The sequence below is a fragment of the Asaia bogorensis NBRC 16594 genome, assembly GCF_001547995.1.
GTDB classification, from domain to species: Bacteria; Pseudomonadota; Alphaproteobacteria; order Acetobacterales; family Acetobacteraceae; genus Asaia; species Asaia bogorensis.
Genome location: NZ_AP014690.1, coordinates 657,053 through 680,909, shown reverse-complemented (window position 1 = coordinate 680,909; position 23,857 = coordinate 657,053). Strand labels below are relative to the sequence as shown.

Annotated in this window: 19 protein-coding genes and 1 tRNA gene; 11 read left to right on the top strand and 9 right to left on the bottom strand. The window is 59.9% G+C overall.

Annotated elements, in window-relative coordinates:
* The first annotated feature begins 23 nt into the window (after nt 1-23).
* On the top strand, nt 24-938 hold the full coding sequence (rpoH, locus tag Asbog_RS03015; protein ID WP_062164043.1) for an RNA polymerase sigma factor RpoH: 915 nt from the start codon (nt 24-26) through the stop codon (nt 936-938).
* A 173-nt stretch (nt 939-1,111) separates the two neighbouring features.
* On the opposite strand, the gene Asbog_RS14475 is transcribed toward rpoH, so the two are convergent.
* Entirely contained in the window at nt 1,112-1,258 is a 147-nt protein-coding gene (locus Asbog_RS14475) for a hypothetical protein (RefSeq protein ID WP_171840656.1), read from the bottom strand.
* Here Asbog_RS14475 and Asbog_RS03010 point away from each other — a divergent pair.
* The gene (locus Asbog_RS03010) at nt 1,257-1,913 is read left to right on the top strand and encodes a CPBP family intramembrane glutamic endopeptidase (RefSeq protein WP_062164042.1); all 657 of its coding nucleotides are present in this window, start codon (nt 1,257-1,259) and stop codon (nt 1,911-1,913) included. The two genes, Asbog_RS14475 and Asbog_RS03010, sit on opposite strands and share 2 nt — an antisense overlap.
* Nucleotides 1,914-1,990: 77 nt before the next feature.
* Here the strand turns inward: Asbog_RS03010 and Asbog_RS03005 are convergent, their stop codons facing one another.
* Nucleotides 1,991-2,872: an NAD(P)-dependent oxidoreductase gene (locus Asbog_RS03005; protein ID WP_062164041.1), complete on the bottom strand. Its 882-nt coding sequence runs from the start codon at nt 2,870-2,872 to the stop codon at nt 1,991-1,993.
* A 123-nt stretch (nt 2,873-2,995) separates the two neighbouring features.
* Here Asbog_RS03005 and Asbog_RS03000 point away from each other — a divergent pair, with 123 nt between their 5' ends.
* The gene (locus tag Asbog_RS03000; RefSeq protein ID WP_062164040.1) at nt 2,996-3,778 is read left to right on the top strand and encodes an AraC family transcriptional regulator; all 783 of its coding nucleotides are present in this window, start codon (nt 2,996-2,998) and stop codon (nt 3,776-3,778) included.
* Nucleotides 3,779-3,954: 176 nt separating this feature from the next.
* On the opposite strand, the gene Asbog_RS02995 is transcribed toward Asbog_RS03000, so the two are convergent.
* The 7 genes from Asbog_RS02995 to argC form a co-directional block, all read right to left on the bottom strand.
* On the bottom strand, nt 3,955-6,606 hold the full coding sequence (locus Asbog_RS02995; RefSeq protein WP_062164039.1) for a Hint domain-containing protein: 2,652 nt from the start codon (nt 6,604-6,606) through the stop codon (nt 3,955-3,957).
* An 837-nt stretch (nt 6,607-7,443) separates the two neighbouring features.
* The gene (locus Asbog_RS02990; RefSeq protein WP_023979133.1) at nt 7,444-8,733 is read right to left on the bottom strand and encodes an adenylosuccinate synthase; all 1,290 of its coding nucleotides are present in this window, start codon (nt 8,731-8,733) and stop codon (nt 7,444-7,446) included.
* A gap of 12 nt (nt 8,734-8,745) precedes the next feature.
* On the bottom strand, nt 8,746-9,885 hold the full coding sequence (locus Asbog_RS02985; RefSeq protein ID WP_023979134.1) for an ATP phosphoribosyltransferase regulatory subunit: 1,140 nt from the start codon (nt 9,883-9,885) through the stop codon (nt 8,746-8,748).
* Between the two features lie 2 nt (nt 9,886-9,887).
* Nucleotides 9,888-11,048, bottom strand: coding sequence for a phosphoserine transaminase (locus Asbog_RS02980; protein ID WP_062164038.1), 1,161 nt, complete (start codon nt 11,046-11,048; stop codon nt 9,888-9,890).
* 129 nt (nt 11,049-11,177) lie between these two features.
* Nucleotides 11,178-11,261 (bottom strand) — tRNA-Leu (locus Asbog_RS02975).
* A 105-nt stretch (nt 11,262-11,366) separates the two neighbouring features.
* Entirely contained in the window at nt 11,367-13,340 is a 1,974-nt protein-coding gene (locus Asbog_RS02970; protein ID WP_062164037.1) for a putative bifunctional diguanylate cyclase/phosphodiesterase, read from the bottom strand.
* Nucleotides 13,341-13,546: 206 nt separating this feature from the next.
* On the bottom strand, nt 13,547-14,452 hold the full coding sequence (gene argC, locus Asbog_RS02965; RefSeq protein WP_062164036.1) for an N-acetyl-gamma-glutamyl-phosphate reductase: 906 nt from the start codon (nt 14,450-14,452) through the stop codon (nt 13,547-13,549).
* A 67-nt stretch (nt 14,453-14,519) separates the two neighbouring features.
* On the opposite strand from argC, the gene Asbog_RS02960 reads away from it, so the two are divergent.
* The 8 genes from Asbog_RS02960 to Asbog_RS02925 all read left to right on the top strand — a co-directional run bounded on the left by Asbog_RS02960 (nt 14,520) and on the right by Asbog_RS02925 (nt 23,852).
* Nucleotides 14,520-15,896: an amino acid permease gene (locus Asbog_RS02960; RefSeq protein ID WP_231944646.1), complete on the top strand. Its 1,377-nt coding sequence runs from the start codon at nt 14,520-14,522 to the stop codon at nt 15,894-15,896.
* Between the two features lie 101 nt (nt 15,897-15,997).
* Nucleotides 15,998-16,849 carry a class I SAM-dependent methyltransferase gene (locus Asbog_RS02955; protein ID WP_062164035.1) on the top strand — a complete coding sequence of 284 codons (852 nt, stop codon included), beginning with the start codon at nt 15,998-16,000 and terminating at the stop codon, nt 16,847-16,849.
* A 54-nt stretch (nt 16,850-16,903) separates the two neighbouring features.
* Nucleotides 16,904-17,731, top strand: coding sequence for a nucleoside triphosphate pyrophosphohydrolase (gene mazG / locus Asbog_RS02950; RefSeq protein ID WP_261763182.1), 828 nt, complete (start codon nt 16,904-16,906; stop codon nt 17,729-17,731).
* Between the two features lie 682 nt (nt 17,732-18,413).
* A complete protein-coding gene (locus Asbog_RS14160) occupies nt 18,414-19,040 on the top strand; it encodes a spore coat protein U domain-containing protein (protein WP_083510683.1) in 627 nt (208 codons plus the stop codon).
* A 10-nt stretch (nt 19,041-19,050) separates the two neighbouring features.
* On the top strand, nt 19,051-19,581 hold the full coding sequence (locus Asbog_RS02940; protein WP_062164033.1) for a Csu type fimbrial protein: 531 nt from the start codon (nt 19,051-19,053) through the stop codon (nt 19,579-19,581).
* A complete protein-coding gene (locus Asbog_RS02935) occupies nt 19,575-20,336 on the top strand; it encodes a fimbrial biogenesis chaperone (protein WP_062164032.1) in 762 nt (253 codons plus the stop codon). Before Asbog_RS02940 ends, Asbog_RS02935 begins: the two co-directional genes overlap by 7 nt.
* A gap of 229 nt (nt 20,337-20,565) precedes the next feature.
* A complete protein-coding gene (locus tag Asbog_RS02930) occupies nt 20,566-22,872 on the top strand; it encodes a fimbria/pilus outer membrane usher protein (protein WP_171840654.1) in 2,307 nt (768 codons plus the stop codon).
* Between the two features lie 11 nt (nt 22,873-22,883).
* Nucleotides 22,884-23,852, top strand: coding sequence for a Csu type fimbrial protein (locus Asbog_RS02925; RefSeq protein ID WP_062164030.1), 969 nt, complete (start codon nt 22,884-22,886; stop codon nt 23,850-23,852).
* Nucleotides 23,853-23,857: the final 5 nt, after the last annotated feature.

Sequence of the window (23,857 nt, the reverse complement as noted above, 5' to 3'; positions counted from 1 at the left end):
CGGGCGAAAGGAGTTGCAGCCCAATGGCCTCTTCCGCCGTCATGTCTATCGGCCCTGAAAACAACCTCACACGGTACCTTCAGGAGATCCGTAAATTCCCCATCCTGTCGCCGCAGGAAGAAGTCGAACTTGCCCGCCGCTGGCGTGACACGGAAGACGACGTTGCTGCCCACAAGCTCGTTACTTCCCATCTGCGCCTCGTTGCCAAGATTGCCATGGGCTATCGTGGCTATGGCCTGCCGCTGAACGAACTGATCAGCGAGGGCAATATCGGCATGATGCAGGCCGTTAAACGCTTCGATCCCGACCGTGGCTTCCGCCTAGCTACTTACGCCATGTGGTGGATCCGCGCAGCGATGCAAGAGTACATCCTGCACTCATGGTCGCTCGTGAAAATGGGCACCACCGCATCGCAGAAGAAGTTGTTCTTCAACCTGCGTCGTCTGAAAGGCCAGATGCAGGCCATCGATGATGGTGACCTGAAACCGGAGCAGGTCGACAAGATTGCCACGACGCTTGGTGTACCTGAGCAGGATGTGGTGTCGATGAACCAGCGCCTCTCGGCACCGGATCACAGCCTCAATGCCCCCCTCCGTAGTGACAGCGAAGGCGAGTGGCAGGACTGGCTGGTTGACGATCAGGAAAGCCAGGAGACGACGCTGGGTGAAGCGGAGGAAATGAGCGGACGTCAGGCCCTGCTGACCGAGGCCATGAAATCGCTGAACGACCGTGAGCGGCATATTCTGACCGAAAGACGCCTCAAGGACGATCCGTCGACACTCGAGGAGCTCTCACACGAATATGGCGTGTCGCGTGAGCGTATCCGCCAGATCGAGGCGCGTGCGTTCGAAAAGCTTCAGAAGGCGATGGCCGCCGAAGTCGAACTGCGCCGCAAACAGGACGAAGGAATCTCCCTGCATCATCATGTGCAGGCCTGATCCGATCCCGCTGGGTTTGCAGTCATCCTGCATCCCCAGCGAGAGAGCCGTTTCTTTCTGTCCAACATACTCAGCGTCGCCCATTACTGGAGCATCGCGTGCGATGTTTCAATGCGCTCATGTCGAGAACCCTTCGCTGCGTTGTCGTTACCCTCTCGCCGGTGGCATGTCAGTCACGGAAGAAGCTGGATAACTGGCGGCGCGTGCCGCGCCCGCGTTGCTCGCAGCATGTCGGGCTCGGCCTGACGCGGCCTACTGCCATTCAATCGGGCGTTTTCATCGCGACGGTAACAGCCTGTCCCGAAAAGGGGTAAAGCCATGACGCCCTCCCACCGTGCCCCCTTAAAGCGTCTCCTGCCTCGGGCGCTGCGTCTGAGCGAATTTCTCGCACTCTACGGGGGTGGCCCGCTTCTTGTGCTGGCCCTGCGTCAGCCGGGAATACTGTTCGCCGGGCTATGGGTTGGCGCGATCATCGCGTGGCGTTCCATACGTGGGCGTCTCCCTGTATCGCATGACGTGCACAGGGAAATACGGGCCGTCTTTATACGCTTCGGGATTTTGGGGAGCGCGCTCACAATTCTGGCCTATTTTCTCTGGCCCACCCATTTCCTGGACCTCCCCCGACACTGCCCGGGCTTCTGGCTGGTCATCATGGGCCTCTATCCCCTGCTTTCCGTCTGGCCGCAGGAGATGCTCTACCGGGGCTTCCTGTTCTATCGCTATCAGTCACTGTTCGTGACCCCAACGCGTCGGATACTGGCCAGCGCAATCACCTTTGCCTTCGCTCATGTCATCTTCCTCAACTGGATTGCCATAGCCCTCACCTTTGCTGGCGGCTTTCTGTTTGCCCGCGATTACGAGCGTCACCGCTCGTTGCGCCTCGCCTGTCTGGAACATTCCCTTTATGGCTGCCTGATCTTCACCATCGGTATGGGGCGATTTTTCTACACGGGTGCGGCCTGGCATCACGGCTGAATGGCAGGGCTGCGCATGGCGGACCGGCAGGGGGTGGAAATCCTCTTGCGGGATCGCCTCCCCCTCCACATACCGGCTCAGCCTTGCTTGAGCCCTGCCTTGACCCGCTCCCGCAGAACCACAAAGTCCCGTTCCCCGTCTCCCGCTTCGATGGAAGCCGCAAGACGGTCATGCACGATATCGGCATAAGGCAGGTCCAGGCCGATTTCATGCCCGGCTTGCAGGAACATTTTCACGTCTTTGAGGCCCAATGTGACAGGTGCCCCAGGATAATCATAGGCGCGGTCAACCATAAGCTGACCGTAATTTCTGTGCACCGGGGCATTGCAGAAGCTGTTGGTCATGATCTCGAACACCAGTGCCGGATCTGTCCCCATTTGCTCGTTGAGTGCAAAGACTTCCGCCATCTGCTCAATGGTCGAGTAGATCATGAAGTTGAGACTGAGCTTGACGAGATTCGCCTGCACCGGGTCATCCCCCACCCGGAAAATCCGCTGGCTGAACGCTTCCATGACTGGGGACACGCGATCCAGCACGGCCTGCTCACCGGCGATCATGGCATAGAGTTTTCCAGCCTCGGCGGCGGGCGGCCGACCCAGCACATTGGCGCTGACATAATGCTGACCACGCGCCGCATGACCATCGCGCAGCCGGCGCGCCTGATCGAGTGAGAGCGTGCTGCAACAGACATGAACGGCGCCTTCACGCATGGCTTGCGCAAGTCCATCTGGTCCAAAACTGGCTTCCTGAGTTGTGGCATCGTCAAACAACATGGAAAATACGACATCTGCCTGCCTCGACACCTCGGCAGGTGTGTCGGCCACCACGGCGCCGTGCGCGACGAGGGCGTCGGCCTTTGAGCGGGTGCGATTATAGACCACCAGATCATGCCCAGCCTCAAGCAATCTCATGGCCATAGCATGCCCCATAGCACCAAGGCCGATAAAACCTGTCTTCATAAGCGTGTCTCCCGAATGATCACCTCATGACACCCAAAGGCGAATGAACTGAGCCTAGCGGCTTATTTGCTGGCGTTCCTGCGCCTATGCGCCATAAATCAGTGCATGGACGCCAAATGCAGCATGGTCCCGCACGAAGTCACAGCGCATGACGCCCCCTGGATTCTCGGGGGCCATATGGAACAGGGCGAGCGCCGTGAGGCCCGTCCGCATGTCCATGAACGCGGGCAGATTTTCGGTATTGCGCGTGGCGTCATGGCGCTGCGCACGCAGGCAGCTCAGTGGTTGATCGGCCCTGGGCAGCTATTATGGCTCCCGCCATCCCTGACTCACGAGGCTCGCTCCCACGGCGCGGTCATGGGCTGGAGCCTCTATGTCCATCCTGAGCGATGTCAGGCCCTGCCAGCCTATCCATTTTTGTCGCGCGGGAGCGATCTGCTCAATGCACAGGCCGTGCGCCTCGCCCGTCAGGCCCGCAATCCGCTATGGACACCGGTGGTGGCACGACTGGCGGAGAGCTTCTGGGATGAATTCCTTTCCCTGCCGCAAGACACGGGAGCCCTTCCTTTCCCGCAGGATGCACGGCTCAGGCGTGTGGCGCAGGCTTTGACAGACAACCCGTCGGACCGTCGAAGCCAGCCAGAATGGGCACGACTGGCCAATATGTCGCAACGCTCTTTCGTCCGTCATTTTGCAGGAGATACGGGCCTGAGCTTCTCGGCATGGCGGCAACGCCTGCGCATCGCGCATGCCTATGAGAAGCTTGCCCAAGGAGAAAGCGTCGCCAGCGCGGCGATGAGTGCAGGTTATGAAAGCTTCGCTGCCTTCTCGAAAGCCTTCATCCGTCTTACCGGCGTGCTTCCGTCAGGCGTCAGAGGCGAGGCCCCTCCAAGAGGTCCTCGCTGAAACCGCCCCGAACGGTACGGGTCCGGGACACTGGGGAAGGGCGATGCGTGAGGGGGGCACTGCAAAGAAGAATTCCAGCGCAAAGACCGCCGCGCCATACCCAGAAGCATCTTTCTAAGTCTGAAGCGCTGAGATCAGGATGCTCGATAAACGAGCCTCCCGACTTCAGCCTTTTTTCAGCCCGCGATTGAGGCCATCCCAGCCTCGTATGGCTCGGACACATACGGACCTGCCGCGATCACCTCAACGCACAGGATAACCGAATTCGTTACTCCACCCTCATCCGTCAGTGGCAGCCAGCCGAACCCGTCTGTCCAGCGGTACCCCCCCTCTCCCGGATACCATCCCGAGACAGCCTCGGCGGTCAGATGAGAGGTCACGGCCATCTGGCCATCGCAGGAAAAGCCTGTGATTGCACCAATCAACACGCCGAGGCGACGGCGATCATCAACATAAGGTCCGATGCTGTCGCAGGGGCGCGATGCCCGTGAGGCGATATGAACCCCAGACGTGCCGGGCGGAACCTGGAACACATATTTCGTACCGTCGCGGCGCACGGGACGGATCTCACGCCCTGCCGCATCGACAAGGCGCAGGTCCGGCTCATCGGTGACAATCGGCGTTTCGACGCCCGCCGTCTTACGGGCAAAACGCTCGTGAAGCGGCTGTGCATAGGCACGATCAACGCATAGAGGCAGGGCATAACGCGGCGCCGGCTCAGGACGCAGCGCGACGACATTGCCAGACTCCCTGAAAATATGCCTGTTCCCGGTGTCGGGATAGCTTTCGGTCGGGGTATTCTCAGCGAGGATGATCGAATGCTCCGATAGCTCGATATGGAAATATTCGTAGCTCTGGATTGCGGTGTCATAGCGTATGCTCCTGCCGTTCACGAGCATACGGATCGGCAGCATCCGCCCTTCAAATGCAAAACAGTGTTCTGGGGTCACGAGAAGATCGCGCGAGGGTATGCCGGGCTCGAAGGCATTAGCCTCGATCCGCACCGGATAGCCCGCCAGATCGACAGGCTGCCAGGGTTCGAGGCGGTTGAACCGGCTACCAATCCAGATAATCGGACGAAAGACCGTCTGACCGTTCACCAGACACGCAACAGCCTCACCAAGCTGGAGCGCCTCGACAGGGATCTCGCCACGGGCTGTCAGGATATGCGTCCCCTTGAGGAAGCAGACTTCAGTCGCGGCCTTGTCAACCACAAGATACCCGCCATTTCCCACCGAAGGATCCTGAACAACGGAGCCCGACACAGCAGAGAGGATACCCCCTGACCCGACTTGACCGCCAATCAGCGAGCCGCCAGCCTGAACAAGCGTGATGTTCTTGTCATAGCCACTGTTATAGAAAATATCGTTGACGGAGCTGCCCCCTCCAGCAATCGTCACCGGGTCCGAGTTGAACTGGTTGCCGCTCGTGATACCACCCGACGAAACAAAGACAGAGCCATTGGCAAGATAGGATCCAGCGAGCGTCCCACCACTTTGAACATAGACGGCGTTTGCATAGCCCGAGAGGCCGCTGGCCGTCGCACCGCTCGTAACCCAGAGCACCGCCCCGTTTCCGAGCGTGGCAGGAGCCTGCACGAATGTCACACCGCTTTTATAGACCGTGACTCCGCCGGAATTGACGGCACTCCAGGTGCCGGTCAGGACCGTCCCTGAAGGGGGCGCGGGCGTTGATGGCACCGTAACCGTACCGCCGATCGGCGTGTATGTGGCCAGATAGGTCCCGGCATCGGAATGAAATCCCGACAGATCGACATCTGCTGCGATGACGGCAGACCCGCCAGAAGCCACATGAACGCCGTTCAGGGTTGCTCCCGTGGCCGCGCTGATGGTCGTGTTGCTGGTGACATTCGCATTGGTGATGGTGGCACCGCTGGCCACCTTGACGCTCTGCACGGCGAAACCATACCAGGAATAGGTATCGTCGGTTGAACGCGCGCCCGTGCTGAGCGTGACATCGCAACCATCAAGCTGATTATCGCTGAGAACACCTCCATTATCCACGCGCACATAGGTACGGGTGATATGGGAGTCGAGCACGGTACCGCCCGAGTATATGCTGATCGTCGGGATCGTGTTGGAGATACAGGTGAGACCAGAAACTATCGCACCGCTTGCTACATAAAGTGTGGCCCCGTTGAGAATCACAGGATCACTGACTGTCGTCGTGGCGTTCTGGTAAACCGTCTTGCCGTTGACGTTGACCGCCGACCATACCCCGTTCAGGATTGCGCCAGTTGAGACCGTGGTTCCATTGCCGGCATAGCCGGAAAAGACCATCGTCCCTGACTGAAGATAGCCGCCATTGACTGCATGAAATCCGTTGGTTGTCCCCGCGGCAAGAGAGGCGGACCCGCCATCGGCGGCAGTGATGTTCGATCCGGTGGCGCCTGCCTGCAATTGCAGATATCCGCCACTCCCCACGGTTGCGCCTGTCACGGTCGCACCGTTGAGGGCGTAGGACCACGTACCCCCTGCCGCGCCCTTCAGATAAGTATCGTTGATGGACTGGGCACCAGAACTCAGGGTGGTCGCGACACCGCTCAGAATATTCCCGCTCAATATGCCGCCGCTGGCAACTCTTAGTGTACCGGCTGTCAGGGTGGCGTCGGTGACGACACCGCCCGCCTGCACCGTTATCGTCAGTGACGTTCCCGAGAGCGATGTAACGGTTGCGCCGTTCGTAACCGTAATGGATGCATTGGCAGCGAATGACGCAGGCTGTCCTACGGTTGTCGTACCGCTTTGGTAAACTGTCTGACCGCTAATGTTCACCGCCGACCACGTGCCGGACAAAGTTGTCGCCATGACAGCGTTCCTTATGCTTTGGCGCCCAATCGCTGAACCCGAATGGCACCTGGGCTGAAAAAGGGCATTTCTCGAAATGCATGTGCATCGCTGGGTGAGGAGCACCCGGGACAGATCAATGCCGTGAGGCATAAACCTAAATTTTTTGAGAACCTTAATAAACACTCAATATATATCAAAGTTATTGATAGAAAAATCACGAAACAATGTAATATAATCTATGATTATTATGATTTGAATCAGAATCAACATATAAAAAAAATACTGCTTCTTATTCATTCCGTACTGTGTCGATACATGTATTATCAGATAAAAACTCACGCCATCCATGTCGACGGGAAGGGAATTTCAATCACCCGATGACATCACTGATTGGCACCCGTGTAGCAATCTCCATGAGCTTCACCGGAGAGATCGAAAAGATACGCACGGAACGCGTATGTGCACGGCTTCTGCCTCTGCATCCTGTAGCGAAAGCGCGGTGGGCGGTGGGCAGCGCTTACCCAATAACAGAGGGTTCATATCATCGCGGCGGAATGAAAAGGCCCAACACGAAGCGGGAGGCGACACGACCAGGGCGGCCACGCTGTGTGCCAGATGTCGCGAGGCAGATTGCACCGGGACGATTGCAGCGGAGCTATCGTCGTGCTCCGTCACGGTCCTGAAGGACCGTGGGGATCTGATCATGGCGAGCGTCATGGCAATGACGCTCTGGCCAAGCGTCTGTTCAAGTGTCGGCCCTCCTATGAGAAGAGTTGACTGCGGGATCATGGCGACGGAGCCAATGACCCGCTTTGTACCGGATGGCTACGGGCCTGCCGGCCCGCGCCGGTAGGCTCAATCCTCGAAAGGATCGCGCATCAGAATGGTGTCATCGCGCTCGGGGCTGGTGGAAAGCAGCGTTACCGGTGCTTCAATCAGTTCCTCGATACGGCGAATATACTTGATGGCTGCCGCAGGCAGATCGGCCCAGCTACGCGCCCCGAAGGTCGTTTCCTGCCAGCCCGGCATGGATTCCAGAACGGGCTTCAGCCTTGCCTGAGCGGCAGGGCTGGACGGGAAGGAGGTAATCACCTTGCCATCAAGCTCGTAACCCACACAGATCTTCACTTCCTCGAAGCCGTCCAGAACGTCGAGCTTGGTCAGGGCGATACCGCTGACACCGCCCACACGGGCAGCGCGGCGCACCAGTACAGCATCGAACCAGCCGCAACGACGGGCACGCCCGGTGACCGTGCCGAATTCACGACCGCGTTCGCCAAGATCCTGCCCGACCTGATCGAACAGCTCGGACGGGAACGGCCCCTCGCCCACACGGGTGGTGTAAGCCTTGGCAATGCCGAGCACGAAACCCACCGTGCCGGGGCCGACACCACTGCCACTGGCCGCGACAGCCGCAACCGTGTTGGAGCTGGTCACGAAAGGATAGGTGCCATGATCGACATCGAGCATGACAGCCTGCGCCCCTTCAAACAGGATACGACGGCCTGCACGACGGGCCTCGTCCAGACGCTCCCAGACCGAACAGGCGAAGGGCAGCACGCGCGGGGCCAGCTTCGCCAGATGATCCAGGATTTCCTGCTTCGTGAAAGTCGGCGCGCCGAGACCAGCAAGGAGCGTGTTGTGATGAAGCAGCAGCTCGTCCAGCTTCCAGTCCAGCGTCTCGGGCTCGGAGAGGTCGCACAGGCGGATGGCACGACGGGCCACCTTGTCCTCATAGGCCGGTCCGATGCCACGCCCCGTGGTCCCGATCTTGCGGTCGCCGCGTGCGGCTTCACGCGCGCGGTCGGTTGCAACATGCAGCGGCAGGATGAGCGGCACGTTGTCGGCCACCCAGAGGGTCTCGGGATTGACCACCAGCCCCTGCGCGGACACGCGGTCGATTTCGGCAAGCAGCGCCTCGGGGTCGACTACCACGCCATTGCCGATCACACCGGTCTTGCCGCGCACGAGGCCGGAAGGCAGCAGGGAGAGCTTGTAGACCTGATCGCCCACCACCAGCGTATGACCGGCATTGTGACCGCCCTGAAAGCGGACGACGATATCCGCACGGCTGGCCAGCCAGTCCACGATCTTTCCCTTGCCTTCGTCACCCCACTGGGTGCCGATGACGGTGACGTTGGACATGCTCTTTTCCTTTTACAGCGTGATGAGTTCGTCAGCGACGAAAACAAAGGGGCAGTTCAGACGACGCGCTTCAGCAGCCAGATCCTCGACGCTGTCGAGACCGGCAACCGTGGCATAGCCCTCCCTGCGCAGTCGTGCCGCTCCCTCGGAATCCTGCGATTCCGGTGCGATATAAACCCGCGGACGGAGTGTGATCGGTCGGGCCGCCCGCAGCAGGACCTCCGGGCGGAATGTCAGACCGCAGGCAGGTTCCTCACCCTGCGCCTGGTAACGCCCGCCACGGCCCAGCTCTTCGCGCTGGCTCCGGGCAAACACGGTCATGCAGACACCGGTGTGATACTGCCAGCCACGGAATTCAGCCGGGTCGACGGTCAGGCGCAGCCCCGGTGCACGGGCATGAATGGCGCGTACCACAGCCATCAGACGCTCGGCATGGACCCTGATCTCGGGCGGCAATTCGAGCTTTTCCAGAATAGCCAGCGCCGCATCGGACGGGCCGCAGGCCTCGACCAGTGCCGTCAGCACAGCAGCGACCGGGCCGCCCAGCTCCGCAACGGCGGCCATATCCTTGCGATCGAGCGCATGAACGAGTGCGGCGCGCCGTGTGCCGGTATAGCCCGAGAGCTGGACAAGCGCCTGAACAAGGGCGGGGCAGGAAAGATCGAAGGAGTAATCCGCAATACCCAGTCGTTCGAGCGCTTCGGCGGCAATCAGCACGATCTCGCAATCGGCCTCGACGGAATCGACCCCGATCAGCTCGATCCCCGCCTGGCTGATCTGACGCTCGCCCTCTCGCCCGGGCGTACCGACCAGAATACAGGCCCCAGCATAGGACAGACGCAGCGGGCGCGCCGTTCCGGCAAGGCGTGTGGCCGCAATGCGGGCAATCTGGGTCGTCATGTCAGGGCGCAGGGCCATCATGCGACGGGACTCTGGGTCCATCAGGCGAAAGCTCTGCTCCTCAAGCGCCTGACCGGCACCGTGGAGCAGGGATGTCTCGAATTCGAGCAAAGGCGGTCTGACGCGCTCATAGCCATGAGCGGCAAACACATCCATCACGGATTCAATACCCTGCGCTTCGGCCTCGGCCTCGTGCTGGAGAAGGTCGATAAACCCCGAGGGCAAAAGAGCGGTATCAGGCTCGTCAGTCATTTTCATGCGGCGTATTCCATGCTGACCGTCTCATAGGCCCAGTCGAGCCACGGTAGAAGAGCCTCGATATCGGCGGCGTCGATCGTAGCGCCCCCCCAAATGCGCAGCCCCGGCGGTGCATCGCGATAGGAGGCAAGGTCAAAGCCTGCACCGGCTTCAGCCACGAGGCCCGTCAGCGCCTTGACGATCTTGTGCTGGGCTTCGACCGGTTGTGCGGCAAACCAGGGCGCGACAATACGCAGGCAGATGGAGGTGCTTGAACGCCGCGCCGGATCAGCTGCCAGAAACGCCACCCAGTCGGTGCGCTCGACCCATTGGGATACAATATCGAGATTGGCACGCGAGCGGGCCTTCAGCGCCGGCAGCCCGCCGATGGACTGAGCCCATTTGAGGCTGTCGAGCGCATCCTCGACGCAAAGCATGGAGGGCGTATTGATGGTATCGCCCGAGAAAATAGCGTCGATCAGCCCCTTGCTGTTGGTCAGGCGAAAGATCTTGGGCAGTGCGCGGGGCGTTGCAGCCTCAAGGCGGGCCACCGCACGGGGGCTGAGGGCCACCATGCCATGCGCGGCCTCACCGCCAAGGGCCTTCTGCCACGACCATGTCACGACATCCAGCCGATCCCAGGGCAGATCCATGGCAAACGCCGCCGAGGTAGCATCGCAGATGACCAGCCCCTCATGCACTGCCGGAACAGCCTCGCCACCCGGCAGGCAGACGCCCGAGGTTGTGCCGTTCCAGGTCAGCACCACATCATGCGACCAGTCGATGCGCGTCAGGTCGGGCAGTTCCCCGTAAGGGGCCTCATGCACGACAAGATCATCAAGTTTCAGCACATCGCGCAGGTCCTGCGCCCAAAGTCCCGAAAAACTTTCGAAAGACAGCACCTCGATCGGCCTGTCACCCGCCAGCGCCCAGAGGATCATCTCCACGGCACCGGTATCGGAAGCCGGCACGATACCGATCTTCCAGTCTGAAGGTGCACCCAGCACCTCATGCGAGCGGTCAATGACGTCCTTGAGCCGTGCACGCCCCTCCGGAGCACGATGGGACCGGCCAAGCAGCGCGCCATCAAGCGCGTTCAGCGTCCAGCCCGGACGTTTCGCGCAGGGGCCCGATGAGAAGAAAGGGCGGGCGGGTTTTCTGTCAGGGCGTTGGGGCATGATCGGTCCGGTAAACTGGCAGGCAGGCAAACTGAAAGAAAGTTTGCGAGATATGCCGGACCCGGACAGCAAGGCGCAAGTCACGGCCCGGTCAATAGCCTGTTTTCAGCCTGTTTTCGGTGAAAAATCTGGTACGAGAGGGGGGATTCGAACCCCCATGCCTTGCGGCGGTCGATTTTGAGCCGACTACGTCTACCGTTCCGTCACTCTCGCCTGATGGCCGGATTGTTAGCGAGTATCCGGACAAAAGGCAATCTATACCCTCCTTCGTCATGCGTTACCCGACCGAGCCCCAAGACACGTCGTGGCGAAGGAAGGTCACGGTATCAGCGAGCGCCCCTCAGAGAGCAGTCGCGCAAAGCCGCTTGATGCCACGGGTGGGGAAAACAGATATCCCTGCCCGATGGGACAGCCGATGCGCTGGAGAATAGCCAGCTGGTCAGCGGTCTCGATGCCCTCAGCCACAACCTCGACCGAAACGGCCTCGCCGAAGCGAATGATCGCTTCCACAATGACCTCCATTGAGGGCTCTGTGCAGATCTGACGGACAAAGCTGCGGTCGATCTTGATCGACGAGATCGGGAAATCACGCAGGAAACTGAGCGAGGAATAGCCTGTTCCGAAATCATCCAGCGTGATGCGCATCCCTGCGCGGCGCAGCACAGTCAGGGCGCGATGCAGATAATGCTCACTGTTCTGATAGAGAACATGTTCGGTCAGTTCGAGCTCGATCAGCCGGGCCGAGAGACCGAACCTGTCCAGACGGGCAAGCAGTTTCTCGGCATAGTCATCCTGCATGAACTCGACGGGGGCGACATTGATCGAGATATGGGGTGGCTCAAGGCCTGTCCTGCGCCACAGGGCGATGTCCTGGAACACCCGCTCCTGCACCCTGGCCGACACACGCGTTGCAAGATCATAGGAGCGGAAGATTTCAGGGAAGGATTCCGGCCCGCAATCCACCACACCGTCGCGGTACCAGCGCATCAGGGCCTCGGCCCCGACAATATGCCCGTCAATCAGACTGACCTTGGCCTGATAGGCGGGGTAGATCAGGTCATCGCGCAACATGCCCCGGATCAGGTTTGATTGGGCGGTCACACCATCGCCGAGCCTGATCATGGACGGATCGAAAAGCCGGTATCCGCCGCGTCCACGGGCCTTGACGTCATTGACCGCCAGCAGGGCGTGGTGCTGAAGCCGCCCAAGTGTGTCGCCATCGCGAGGGTAGAGCGAGGCGCCGATGCTGAGCCCGAAGGTGATCTGTTGCGTCCCGATACGCACGGGCAGATCAACGAAACTCAGGAGCGCCTGAGCATGAGCGGCAAGTGTGGCCGCATCGACGCTACCTGTCACAAGAACCGAAAACTCGTCATCGCCACTGCGGGTAATCAACCCCTCGCCAGCCGTCAGCAAGGTCAGGCGGTCAGCGACCAGCCTGAGAACGAGATCACCGATATCACGCCCGTACAGATCGTTGAGATCGCCGAGATAATCGATATCGACCAGCAGGAAACCGAGGTTCTCCCCGGAACCGGCCGCGTGCTCGAAGTGCCTGCCTGCCTCCCTCTCGAAATGACGCCATGTGGGAAGGCCGGTCAGCACATCATGCGTAGCCCCCTCGTGCCGACCTTCGGCAGAAAGCCCTGTGACGGTGCCAGTAGAACGATCCTCTCCAGCCGCGTCACCCGATGGAGACCGCATCAGCCGGTGCGTTGCCGTCGCCCGCCGCTGAGCGTCGAGAATATCGGGGGATGAAAGAGGCAGGGTAAGCCCGCCAGGATCGCTGCCAGCACTGCTGTCAGAGGCGAGACCCGATGCCGCGAGACCTGCATGACCGGCAGGCAGGTGAGCGCCACGAACCTGGGTACGAGGATTCTCTGCCGCCCCGGTTTCCGGCGCGGTGGTGCGAGGTGAGAAAGCATTGAGCAGAGGGAAATCTGCCTCGGGATGACCAAAAAGAAGCCAGCCCCCTCCTTCGTTCATGCCCAGCTTTTGCCAATGCAGATCCGTCTGAACGGGCGCACCATCATGGTGCCGAAGAGTGACATGGCGCTGAACGCAGTATTCCGTCTTGTCCGGACAGCGACAGGGAAGCGACTGCTCCGAACTGTCGATCAGATCGGTCCAAAGAAATGGGGCAACACGCCCTTCAAAACCCGAAAACCGTGACCAGTTCCTGTTGAGATAGGACACACGTCCATCAGGATCGACATGACATGCCAGAAGCGGCAGCCAGTCGAGCACATGACCTCCGGGTTGGATTACAGTGTTTGCCGTTGTGTCGCTCATGCACCACCCATCATGCCGCACAGGGTCATTCGCATGACGTACCCCGCGCGGACAATGGCACCCGGGCATCGTTCTCTCACGATGCGGTCACGATTTCTGCGCTCGATGGGGGGTGGGAGCATAGGGATATCATGCCTTAATCGAGATCAAACGCGCAGCCACGGTCTAGGGTTTAACGCCTATTATCGGGATCATTAGTGGATAGTTCAGCCCCCCAGCCCGCACATGATAGAAATATTTTGTAACGCCGCTCCGGCAGCCCCCTTGCCCAGATTATCGAGACGCGCCGTCAACACCACATGACGCCAGGTTTCGCTGCCATGGACGCGCAGTTCCATCGTGTCCTGATCAGCAAGCGCAGCGGCGTCGAGACGCGCCACATCGGCTGATTCGACACTGATCTGACGCGACCCGGCGTAGTGATTGCGCAGACAAGCCTCGATATCGGATATGCGCACATAACCGGGCAAATCAGCCAGTTGCAGGGGAATCGAGACGATCATTCCTTGGGCGAAATGCCCAATGGACGGCACAAAAAGCGGTCGCCGGGTCAGGCCGGCATAATGCATGATCTCTGGCACGTGTTTGTGTTCAAGTCCCAGCCCGTAAAGCTCGAATGCGGGCCCGCCATTCTGTTCATGGGCCTCGATCTCGGAGCGCCCTCCGCCACTATAGCCACTGACAGCGTTGATGGTGATGGGGTGATCGGCCGGCATCAGGCCTGCATCGATCAGGGGGCGCAGCAATCCGATTGCACCGGTCGGATAGCATCCCGGATTCGCGACGTGACGCGCCGTAGCGATGCGCGCCGTCTGCCCGCCATCGAGTTCTGGGAAACCATATTCCCAATGCGGGGCGATACGATGCGCGGTGCTGGCATCGAGGATGCGTACGGTATCCAGAGTCGCCGCGAGGGACACAGCCTCACGGGCCGCATCATCTGGCAGGCACAGAATCACAAGATCGGCACCCTGCATCATTTCCAGTCGTGCCTGCGGGTCCTTGCGTTTGGCAGGATCGATCGAGAGAACCTCGACAGGCAGGCCGCGCAGGCGATCCCTGATGCCCAGTCCTGTCGTTCCAGCCTCACCGTCGATGAAGACCCGTGTCATCAATTCATTCCTTCTTTAAAATATTCCATCTGGACGAAGTAAGCATTTACATGGCTTTGTCCAACATATGATGGAAAAAGATAATCTTTCACACCATGGATTTTCGCGCGAGGGTGAGCCGCCTCTTTTGCATGGCGGCAAGCTGAAAGACCGACATATTGCCATGATCGCCCTTGGTGGCGTGATTGGCGCAGGGCTGTTTATCGGCAGTTCAGCCGCCATCGCCGCGGCAGGTCCGGCTATCCTGCTGACCTATATCGGCACCGGCCTCCTCGTCGTCATCGTCATCCGCATGCTGGGCGAGATGCTGCTTGCCAGACCCGGAATCGGTACGTTCATCGACTGCATCCGCACAGCCCACGGGAACTGGGCAGGGTTTCTTTCGGGCTGGCTCTACTGGCTGTTCTGGGTCGTCACCATTGGCGCCGAAGCCATTGGCGGTGCCATTGCCATGCAGGACTGGGTAGCACTCCCCGTCTGGGTACTGGCACCTGCCCTCATCATAGCGGTCAATCTCATCAATCTTGTCTCGGTGCGTGTTTTTGGCGAATGCGAGTTCTGGCTTTCGCTCATCAAGGTCGCGACCATCATTGCCTTCTGTGCCCTCGGGATACTCAGCCTGAGCCATTTCGTCGGCCCGCATCCACGCATCGTGCATAACGTGTTCAGCCATGACGGCTTTTTCCCGCATGGCTGGGGTGCCATTCTGGCAACCGTTCCCACCGTACTTTTCTCCATGATTGGTTCAGAGTCCGCCACTGTGGCAGCAGCGGAATCGGAAAACGCCGAAGAAAATCTGGCCCGTGTAACGCGCACCATCGGTGTGCGAGTCACCCTTTTCTATATCCTGTCGGTTATCCTGATCCTGACGCTTGTACCCTGGACAGCCATCGAGCCGGGTTATTCCCCGTTCGTGACCGTCATGCGTCACATCGGCGTTCCGGGTGCGGCGACCCTGATGCAGATCGTGGTTTTCACAGCCATTCTCTCCTGCCTGAATTCAAGCATTTACATCACGTCGCGCACCCTGCGCGGCCTTGCGGAGCTGAATGACGCACCCACCTGGTTTGCCATGCTTTCCAAAAGCCACGTTCCCCAGCGTGCCGTCACCTTTTCCAGCATTATCGGTCTGGTCGTGGCCTTCTGCTCGATCCTGTCGCCCAAGCTAATCTTTGCCTTTCTGCTGGGCGCGACGGGCGCTGTCATGCTGCTTATCTACGGGCTGATCGTTTCGTCGCATCGCATCCTGCGTCTTGAGGACCCGACCAACAGGGCTTTCACCCTGCCTTTCGGCTCGGTCCTCAATCTCGGCACGCTTGGCGCGATCGGGCTGGTTGTGCTCGCCATGATGGCGCAGGCCGCGCAACGCCAGACCATTCTTGCGAGCCTCGCCAGTGTCGTAGTGATCCTCGGTCTCTATGCCTTGTGCAGACGGGGCAGATAAGACAAGCTTCACCCTCTTCGCATTCCGCGTCTCCGGCGTGGGCTTGGCAGATTTTCCGCTCCCCTGCCCCGCGCCCGGACTTCACTGACAGGATTATACCCATGAAGGTTTCCCCTCTGCGACGTGGTGCCTTCAGGGCATCAATCATTATCCTGGGGAGCGTGCTTGCGTCAGGCGCCCAGTCATTGGGCACCCCTGTGCTGGGTGGCATGGCCCTTGCCGCTGAATCGTCAGGCCGGGGACAGGTCGCCCTGCAGAAGCCTGACGCAGGGCTGCTTGCCTCACCGGCGCGCCCCGATACAGATCGTGCACGCGACGCACTGCGTAAGCCGCTCGACCTGCTGGCGCTCGTTCCATTGCCCAAAGGGGCCGCCGTTGCTGACCTCATGCCCGGCAGTGGCTATTTCACCCGTCTGCTGAGCCTCGACATCGGTGCGTCTGGCCATGTCTTTGCTGTCATTCCTGCTGAAATGGCCGCGCGTCATCCTCAGCTTTCCCAGACAGCGCAAGCCATCGCTACCAACCCCGCCTTCAGCAATGTCTCGGTCGTCGTTACGCCGATCGTGGATTTCCACGTTTCGCAACCGCTCGATCTGGTCTGGACATCGCAGAACTATCACGATGTGTATGGTGGCATGGGTCCCGAGACAGCCTTGCGCATGGATCAGGCCATCTTTCTGGCGCTCAAGCCGGGCGGATATTATGTCGTAATCGACCATGTTGCCTTGACTGGCACCGGCATCGTGGCGCCGACGACACTGCATCGCATCGACCCTGCCCTGATCACGAAGCAGGTCGAGACAGCCGGTTTCCGTCTTGTCTCCAGCAGCCCTGTCCTGCGCAACCCGACCGATGATCACACCCTGCCTGTGTTCGACAAGACCATCCGTGGTCATACGGATCAGGTCACGCTCATCTTTCAGAAACCCTCGGCCAAGGGTGATGGAAACTGAGCCAGCCGGGCCCTATGATCCGGTGAGCCATTTCACCGGACTGGAGCCTCCCCTTTGAGTACCCCTCTTCCACCCCACCAGGTCGCCAGCCAGACAGCCGCAGCGGAACTCGATCGACTGATCGCCATCATGGAACGGCTGCGCGATCCACATACCGGCTGCGCCTGGGACAGGGTCCAGACTCATGAAACGATTGCTCCCTTCGCCATAGAAGAAGCCTATGAAGTGATGGACACGATCGCCCGCGAGGACTGGGAGGCACTGCCAGACGAGCTGGGCGATCTGCTGCTCCAGGTGGTTTACCAGGCGCGCATCGCCCAGGAGGCAGGGCGTTTCGATTTTGCCGATGTCGCGCGGCTGATCAGCGACAAGATGGTGCGTCGCCATCCCCATGTCTTTGCTAACCAGACGCTCGACCCCGATCTGTGGGAGCGCAACAAACAGGCCGAGCGTACCGCCAAAGCCGAATATGGGTTGCTGGCAGGCATCGCCCCTGCCCTGCCTGCCTTGATACGCGCCGAAAAGCTGGGCAAACGCGCAGCGCGGGTCGGCTTTGACTGGGACAGGCCGGAACAGGTTCTCGAAAAAATCGAGGAAGAACTCGACGAAGTCAGGGCCGAACTCGCCGGAGGCGACAAGGCCCGCCTTGAGGACGAGATTGGTGACGTACTGTTCACTGTCGCGAGTCTGGCACGCAAGCTCGGGCTCGACCCGGAAGCCTGCCTCCGGCACGGCAATGCCAAATTCACGCGTCGCATCGAGACAATGGAGTCCGTACTAGCTGAAACAGGCAGCACACTGGCCGATCTCGATTTGCCAGCTCAGGAAGCCCTGTGGGGTGAGGTGAAGATCCGCCTGGCCACATCGCCCTCGCGCCGCTGAGCCAGTCGACAAGGAAAGCTGAACGCCGCGCAGGGGGACGGGCGATCTTCCTGACTCCTCGGCGCCTCATTGCAGGCCAAGCAGCCGAGGAAAGTGGCGTCGCCGGGCGGAACAGGCCGTTTACGTTTACCCCTGCCGGGGGGGGAAAACCCTTCGACATGCGCGCATCGCCGCCCTGCCGCCGGGACCAGGCGAATGCCTCGTCAATTCATCATGCCGTACCCAATCAGACTGGAATCACGAACATGATGATTCCGCCAGAGATAGTCGCGGAGCGGGCTAGAGCTGCATAAGGCGACGGGACAACCGGAAATGGGCGGCGGCACTATCCTGCTTCGCACCCCTCCCAAAAAGCTGCCCCAGATAGCGTAATGATCGGAACAGTCACGACGCACCGTGACAATTGACACCTGCACACCCGCCCTATGGCCGTTAACGAACAATAACGATTATTCGTTTATTTACTGAATTTAACGAATCTGTCGATAACGTGTTTACGGTATAAAACGATTTATTGACGAATATCAGGTTAGGTGGAAAAAGGCTCACACATTGCCTGAGGCGTCGCGCTGAACCAAAGCGAATCACGATCCTCAAGGTCCATGCAGTTGATACATGCAGGACGATTGTTAACGGTTATCCGTTACAACGCTGATCATCCTGTACTGGCAAAGAGGATGATATGACGCAGAATAATTCCGGGGTTATTACAGCCACACGGTCATCTTCCAGCCTGTCCGCACGGCCTGTCGCATTATCCGCCCGGTACGCGCTCCTTGCTCTGGGTTTGTTCGGCTTCTGCCTGTCATCGCCATGCAGGGCAGAAAGCGAGACCTACACCGGTACGATTGGTGTCTCGCTGCACCTGGACTCTGCCTGTCAAATTGGAGGGACAACCCCTACAGGCAATACCGCAATGGGGCTCTTGGCTTTCGATACCCAAACGACATTTTTCAAGCAGGTAGCGAACCGGGTGCTTGCTGCGGGCTCGAATAGTGGCGACGACATTACCGTCACCTGCTCGCCCGGTATCACACCAATGCTCACTGTAATCAGCGGCACCCACGACGCCCAGAAGAGTGGCGGCCATAATCATGCGTTGGCCAACGGCTCATCCTATATTGCCTATGACCTGTACACCGATTCCAGTTTTGCCACGGTAGTGCAGAACAATACCCCGATTTCTCTCACCGCCCACGACTCCACCTTTACGGTTGGACTATTCGGGCGGGCTTTCGGCGCAGACGCCACATCCCCCCTGCAGGCGGGTGACTATGCTGACACGATCAACGTAACCATCTCGTTCTGAGCCCACAGACATGCGCATTCGCAGCATGTTTTGCCTGTCTGTCATCGTTATGGGGCAGATCCCGTGCGCCAGCGGAGCGACAACAACCTCCATGTCGGTCAGTGCCCAGATCATTGGAGGCTGCACCATCGATGGTGCTGTTCCTGCGTCGGCCGGCGCGGTCGGTTCGTTCGGCACACTCGATTTCGGCTCGGCCTCATCGCTCTCACGCGTTGACTTGCGCGCCCATCTCGACAGCGCCTCGGCCATCAGCCTGAGCTGCACGCCCGGCATAACAGTCATGATGAGTCTCGATAATGGCCAGCACCCGCTCAACGGCAGTCGCGCCATGATGCGCAATGGCGGAACGGAACGTGTGACGTACAGCCTGTACCGCGACAGCAGCTACAGCATTGCCCTGCTACCCGGCACCCCTTTCACCCTCGATACGAGCCACTCCCCCGCCCCCCTGAACTTTCCGGTCTACGGGCGCGCTACCCCGGATGGCACCACGCCGCCCGGCCAGTATTCGGACATAGTGACGGTAACGATCCAATGGTAACTCTCCTGCGCAAGACCTGTGCTCTTGGCTTTCTCGCTGCCCTGATAGTGCATCAGGCGCCGGCTTTCGCGGCCTCGTCCGTCACCATCTGGCCGGTCAATCCGGTACTTGGTCGTGATAGCGAGGCCAGCGCCTTGTGGCTCGAGAACAACGACCGCAAGCCGGTGCTACTGCAGATACGGGTGTTCCGCTGGACCCAGGCGCAAGGCGACGACCGCTACGACGAGCAGTCAGACATTATCGCAAGCCCACCGATGGCGACGGTGCAACCCGGAACGCGCCAACTCATCAGACTGATGCGCACCGGCGGAAATAACCACGACAGCGAGGCCGCCTATCGTGTCCTGATTGACGAAATTCCAACACCGGATGCCCAGCCGAATGCGGTTGCAGGTGCCTCTCAGATCGCGATCCAGCTGCGCTATTCGATTCCGCTTTTCGTCTATGGCGCCAACGCGCCTGCCGATGCTGCCAACCCGTCCATGTCGAGTGATCTGAAGGAAAAACCTCATCTTATCGCGCGTCTCGAACATCGTAATGGCCATACGATGCTGGTGGTAAGCAACACTGGCAGCATCCATGCCAAGCTGAGCCGGGTGTCGCTCGGCCACACCCAGATGGCCACCGGGCTTCTAGGGTATGTTCTGCCGGGCTGTGAAATGGCCTGGCCCCTTCCGGCGGGCGCCGCGTCCGGCGCCTTGCAGGCCTTCATTAATGATTCGCGCATGAGCGAGACCATCCCGCTTCGCCTGTGAAATGCCAGCGCAACGTAAACATGCTCTGCCTTCAACCCGGCTTTCACAATACCTGCCGCCCCTGCCCTCCCTACGCAGGGCTCACCCGGGCAGGGGCACTTCAGACAGGCATTTCCACACTCGTCCAGGGTTGTGCGCCATGCTGATACTGGCCTTGTACCCGAGAAATGCGAGAGCCGCTCTTCCCCCACCGCCGCGGCCGGCCGATCTAGCCAGTCTGGCCGCGAAGATGACGCTATATCTCGCCCCCGTTCTCAACGGGCATGATACTGGCCTCGTGATACCGGTTACCATGCAGAAGGCGCGTTATCTGATCAGCCACGCGGCACTGCGTCGCCTCGGTCTTGGCGATCATATCCCCCAGCATACCCCCGACCCGACCGATCCGTTGAAAATCGGCGCTCTCGCTGTCCGCTACGAACCCGCAACACAGCGCCTGATCCTCGATGTGCCGCCACAATGGCTTCCCCGGCAAATCCTGACGCGTAAAGACCAACAACGACGCGAGGCAAAGGCACGGGCCAGTCTGGGCGCCATTATCAACTACGACGCCTATGTGTCCCAGGCTGCCCATCTCTCCAGCTTTTCGCTGTGGAGCGAACAAAGAGTTTTCGGCCATTTTGGCACCTTGTCGAATACGGGGGTGACGCAGTTCGGCGCTTCAGGTGGATTTTTTCGTGCAGGCAACGATGTAACCTATCGTCGTTACGACACCACATGGAGCTATTCCGATCAGACGCATGTTCTGACAGCCCAGGCGGGCGACATTCTGACCAAGGCGCTTGCGTGGTCGAACACGATGAGGCTGGGTGGTCTGCAGATCTCACGCAATTTCGCGGTACGCCCGGATATCATCACCTATCCCCTGCCGCAGTTCTCGGGGCAGGCATCGGTGCCGACAAGCGTCGATCTGCTGATCAACGGCGTGCAGACCATGCATAACAACGTCCAGCCCGGCCCGTACAGCCTGACCAATATTCCCTATATCAATGGCGCCGGTGAGGCGACGGTCGTTACAACCGATGCGCTGGGCCGCAAGACGGAATCCAGTGTGCCGTTCTATGTCGCAAGCACCCTGCTACGGCCCGGATTCAGCGATTACACCGTCTCACTCGGTGCCCAGCGCAAACGCTACGGGCTGCGCGATATGGATTACGGCCCCCTGAACCTCGACGCCTCGTACCGACGCGGCATCCTGTCTGACCTGACACTCGAATCCCATATCGAGGGAGCCCCGCATCTTGCACTGGGTGGGCTTGGCCTGCTTGCACGGCTTGGCCCACGTTTCGGTGTGCTCAACCTGGCCGCAAGCCTCAGTCACAGACCCGGCCACACCGACACCCCGGATACAGAGCGCCTGCCTGAAGAAGGGCATCAGTTCGTCGCCGGGTATCAATATACACAGGGCCATATCACGATTTCCGCGCAGAAAATCTGGCGCAGTCAGGGCTTTGCCGATCTTTCGACCTACGAGCCTGACTTCACGCGTCTTCCGCGCAAAAGCCTGCAGGCCAATGCCAGCCTCCTCCTCCCACATTTCGGCTCGTTCAGCGTCGGATATTTCGATGTTACCCCGTCCACAGGGGCAAGAACCCGCTTCGCTACGCTGGGTGACACGCTTCCACTCTGGCGAAGCGTCAGCCTCTCGCTCATGGCCAATCGTTATCTTGGCGGTCACGACGCTCACGAGGGTGGATGGGCCGGTTACGCCCAGATCGTCATACCTTTCGGCAATTACGGAACGGCCAGCGCCGGCTGGAGCCGACAGCCCGGCGGTGGCAGTATCGCGCAGCTCTCGGCAAGCCGGTCTGTCTCTCCAGGCGGGGGTATCGGCTGGAATGCCAATTATCAGCATGCCGGCCCGGGAAATCAGACATCCGCACCGGGGTCCATGCAGGCCTCGCTGACATGGCGCAACCGCGTAACCCAATTGCAAGGGGGACTTTATGGCCCGCTGAACGACACCACACGCTGGGCCGAGGCGCAGGGATCGCTTGCCGTCATGGATCATGCGGTTTTCGCTGGCAATCGGGTGTCGGATGCCTTCGCGGTCATCAGTACGGACGGTGTGCCCAATATCCCGGTGCGTTACGAGAACCAGGTCGTCGGCAGGACCGACAAGGATGGCCACCTTCTCGTTCCTTATGCAATTTCCTATTATCCCGCCAAATACGAGATCGACACCCTCTCTCTTTCGCCCGATCTGCAAGCACGCCAGGTCGAACAGCGCGTGGCCATACAATATGGCAGCGGCTATCTGATGCATTTTCCGGTCAGGCATACAAGCGCAGCGCTGTTCCGCCTCAATGACGGAAAGGGTACGCCTCTGCCCGTCGGTACGCGCGTCAAGGCTGGCCACGACATGATCTATGTTGGCTGGGGTGGGTTGACTTACGTGCCTGACCTGACGGGTGTGGATCGCCTGACAGCGTTTCTGGCCTCGGGCAAGACCTGTGCAGTCAAGATCAGCCCGTCGCCCACTGTCACAAAGGGGATGCGACGGCCCACCCCTCTTTTCTGCAGGCAGAAATCATGAGGGTAGGAACCATGAGAGCACTCGCCATTCTGACCATCGGCCTGTGTTGCGGACTCATCACCCCCGCCGCCAGAAGTGCCTGCGCCGTGACACAACCCGGCACAACGTCTCTGGGGGCACTTTCATCGCTCTCGCTCAGCACACAGGGCAACACAACACTGGTCGCCTCGGGATTTGCCTGTACGGGCGGATTACTCTCCGTGGCCTATACCCAGGAAGTCGCGGCAAGTATCCAGTCCATCACGGCATTGACAAATGAAAAGGGCGATACCCTACCCCTGCAGATCTGTGACTCAGCCAGTTGCGCCTCCCCCTATGCGGCGGGGCAGGTGATTTCCTGGCGCGCCACCAGTCTGATCGGACTGCTTGGGCTGTTCAATGGCGTGGGCGGAACGCTGCCGCTTTATCTGCGCATTCCCTCTGGCCCCTATAACGTGAGTGCCGGTACCTATCACGGATCGATAACCATCGGCTGGACGTGGGATGTCTGCTGGGGACTTGGCGTACTTGGCTTGTGCATCGGGCAGGACATCCAGCGAACACCTGTCCCGGTCACCATACCGGTCGAGTTCACTGTCACCGCCGATTGTCGTCTTACCGCGCCCAATGTGGTGTTCACGCCGAGCCCGTTCGTTGCAAGCTTTGGTGACGTGCATCAGTCCCTCAGCGTGGGGTGCACAAGAGGCCAGAGCTATACGGTAGGTATCAGCCCCGGCAATCACGCAGACGGCACAAGCCGGGCCATGAGCAGCAGCGCTGGCGCGTTGCTGCGCTACGACATTTACAAAAAGTCAGGGAGCGAGGTCTGGGGTGCCACTGGATCGGCCCGTCGCAGCAGCGCGACAGCCGAAACCAACGCCGACAAACTGGACGGCATCGCCGTGCAGAGTTTTGCCTACACAGCGCATATACTCACCGATCAGGCGACCCCCGCGACGGGGAATTACAGCGACAATCTCGTTATCGATGTACAGTTCTGAGCACG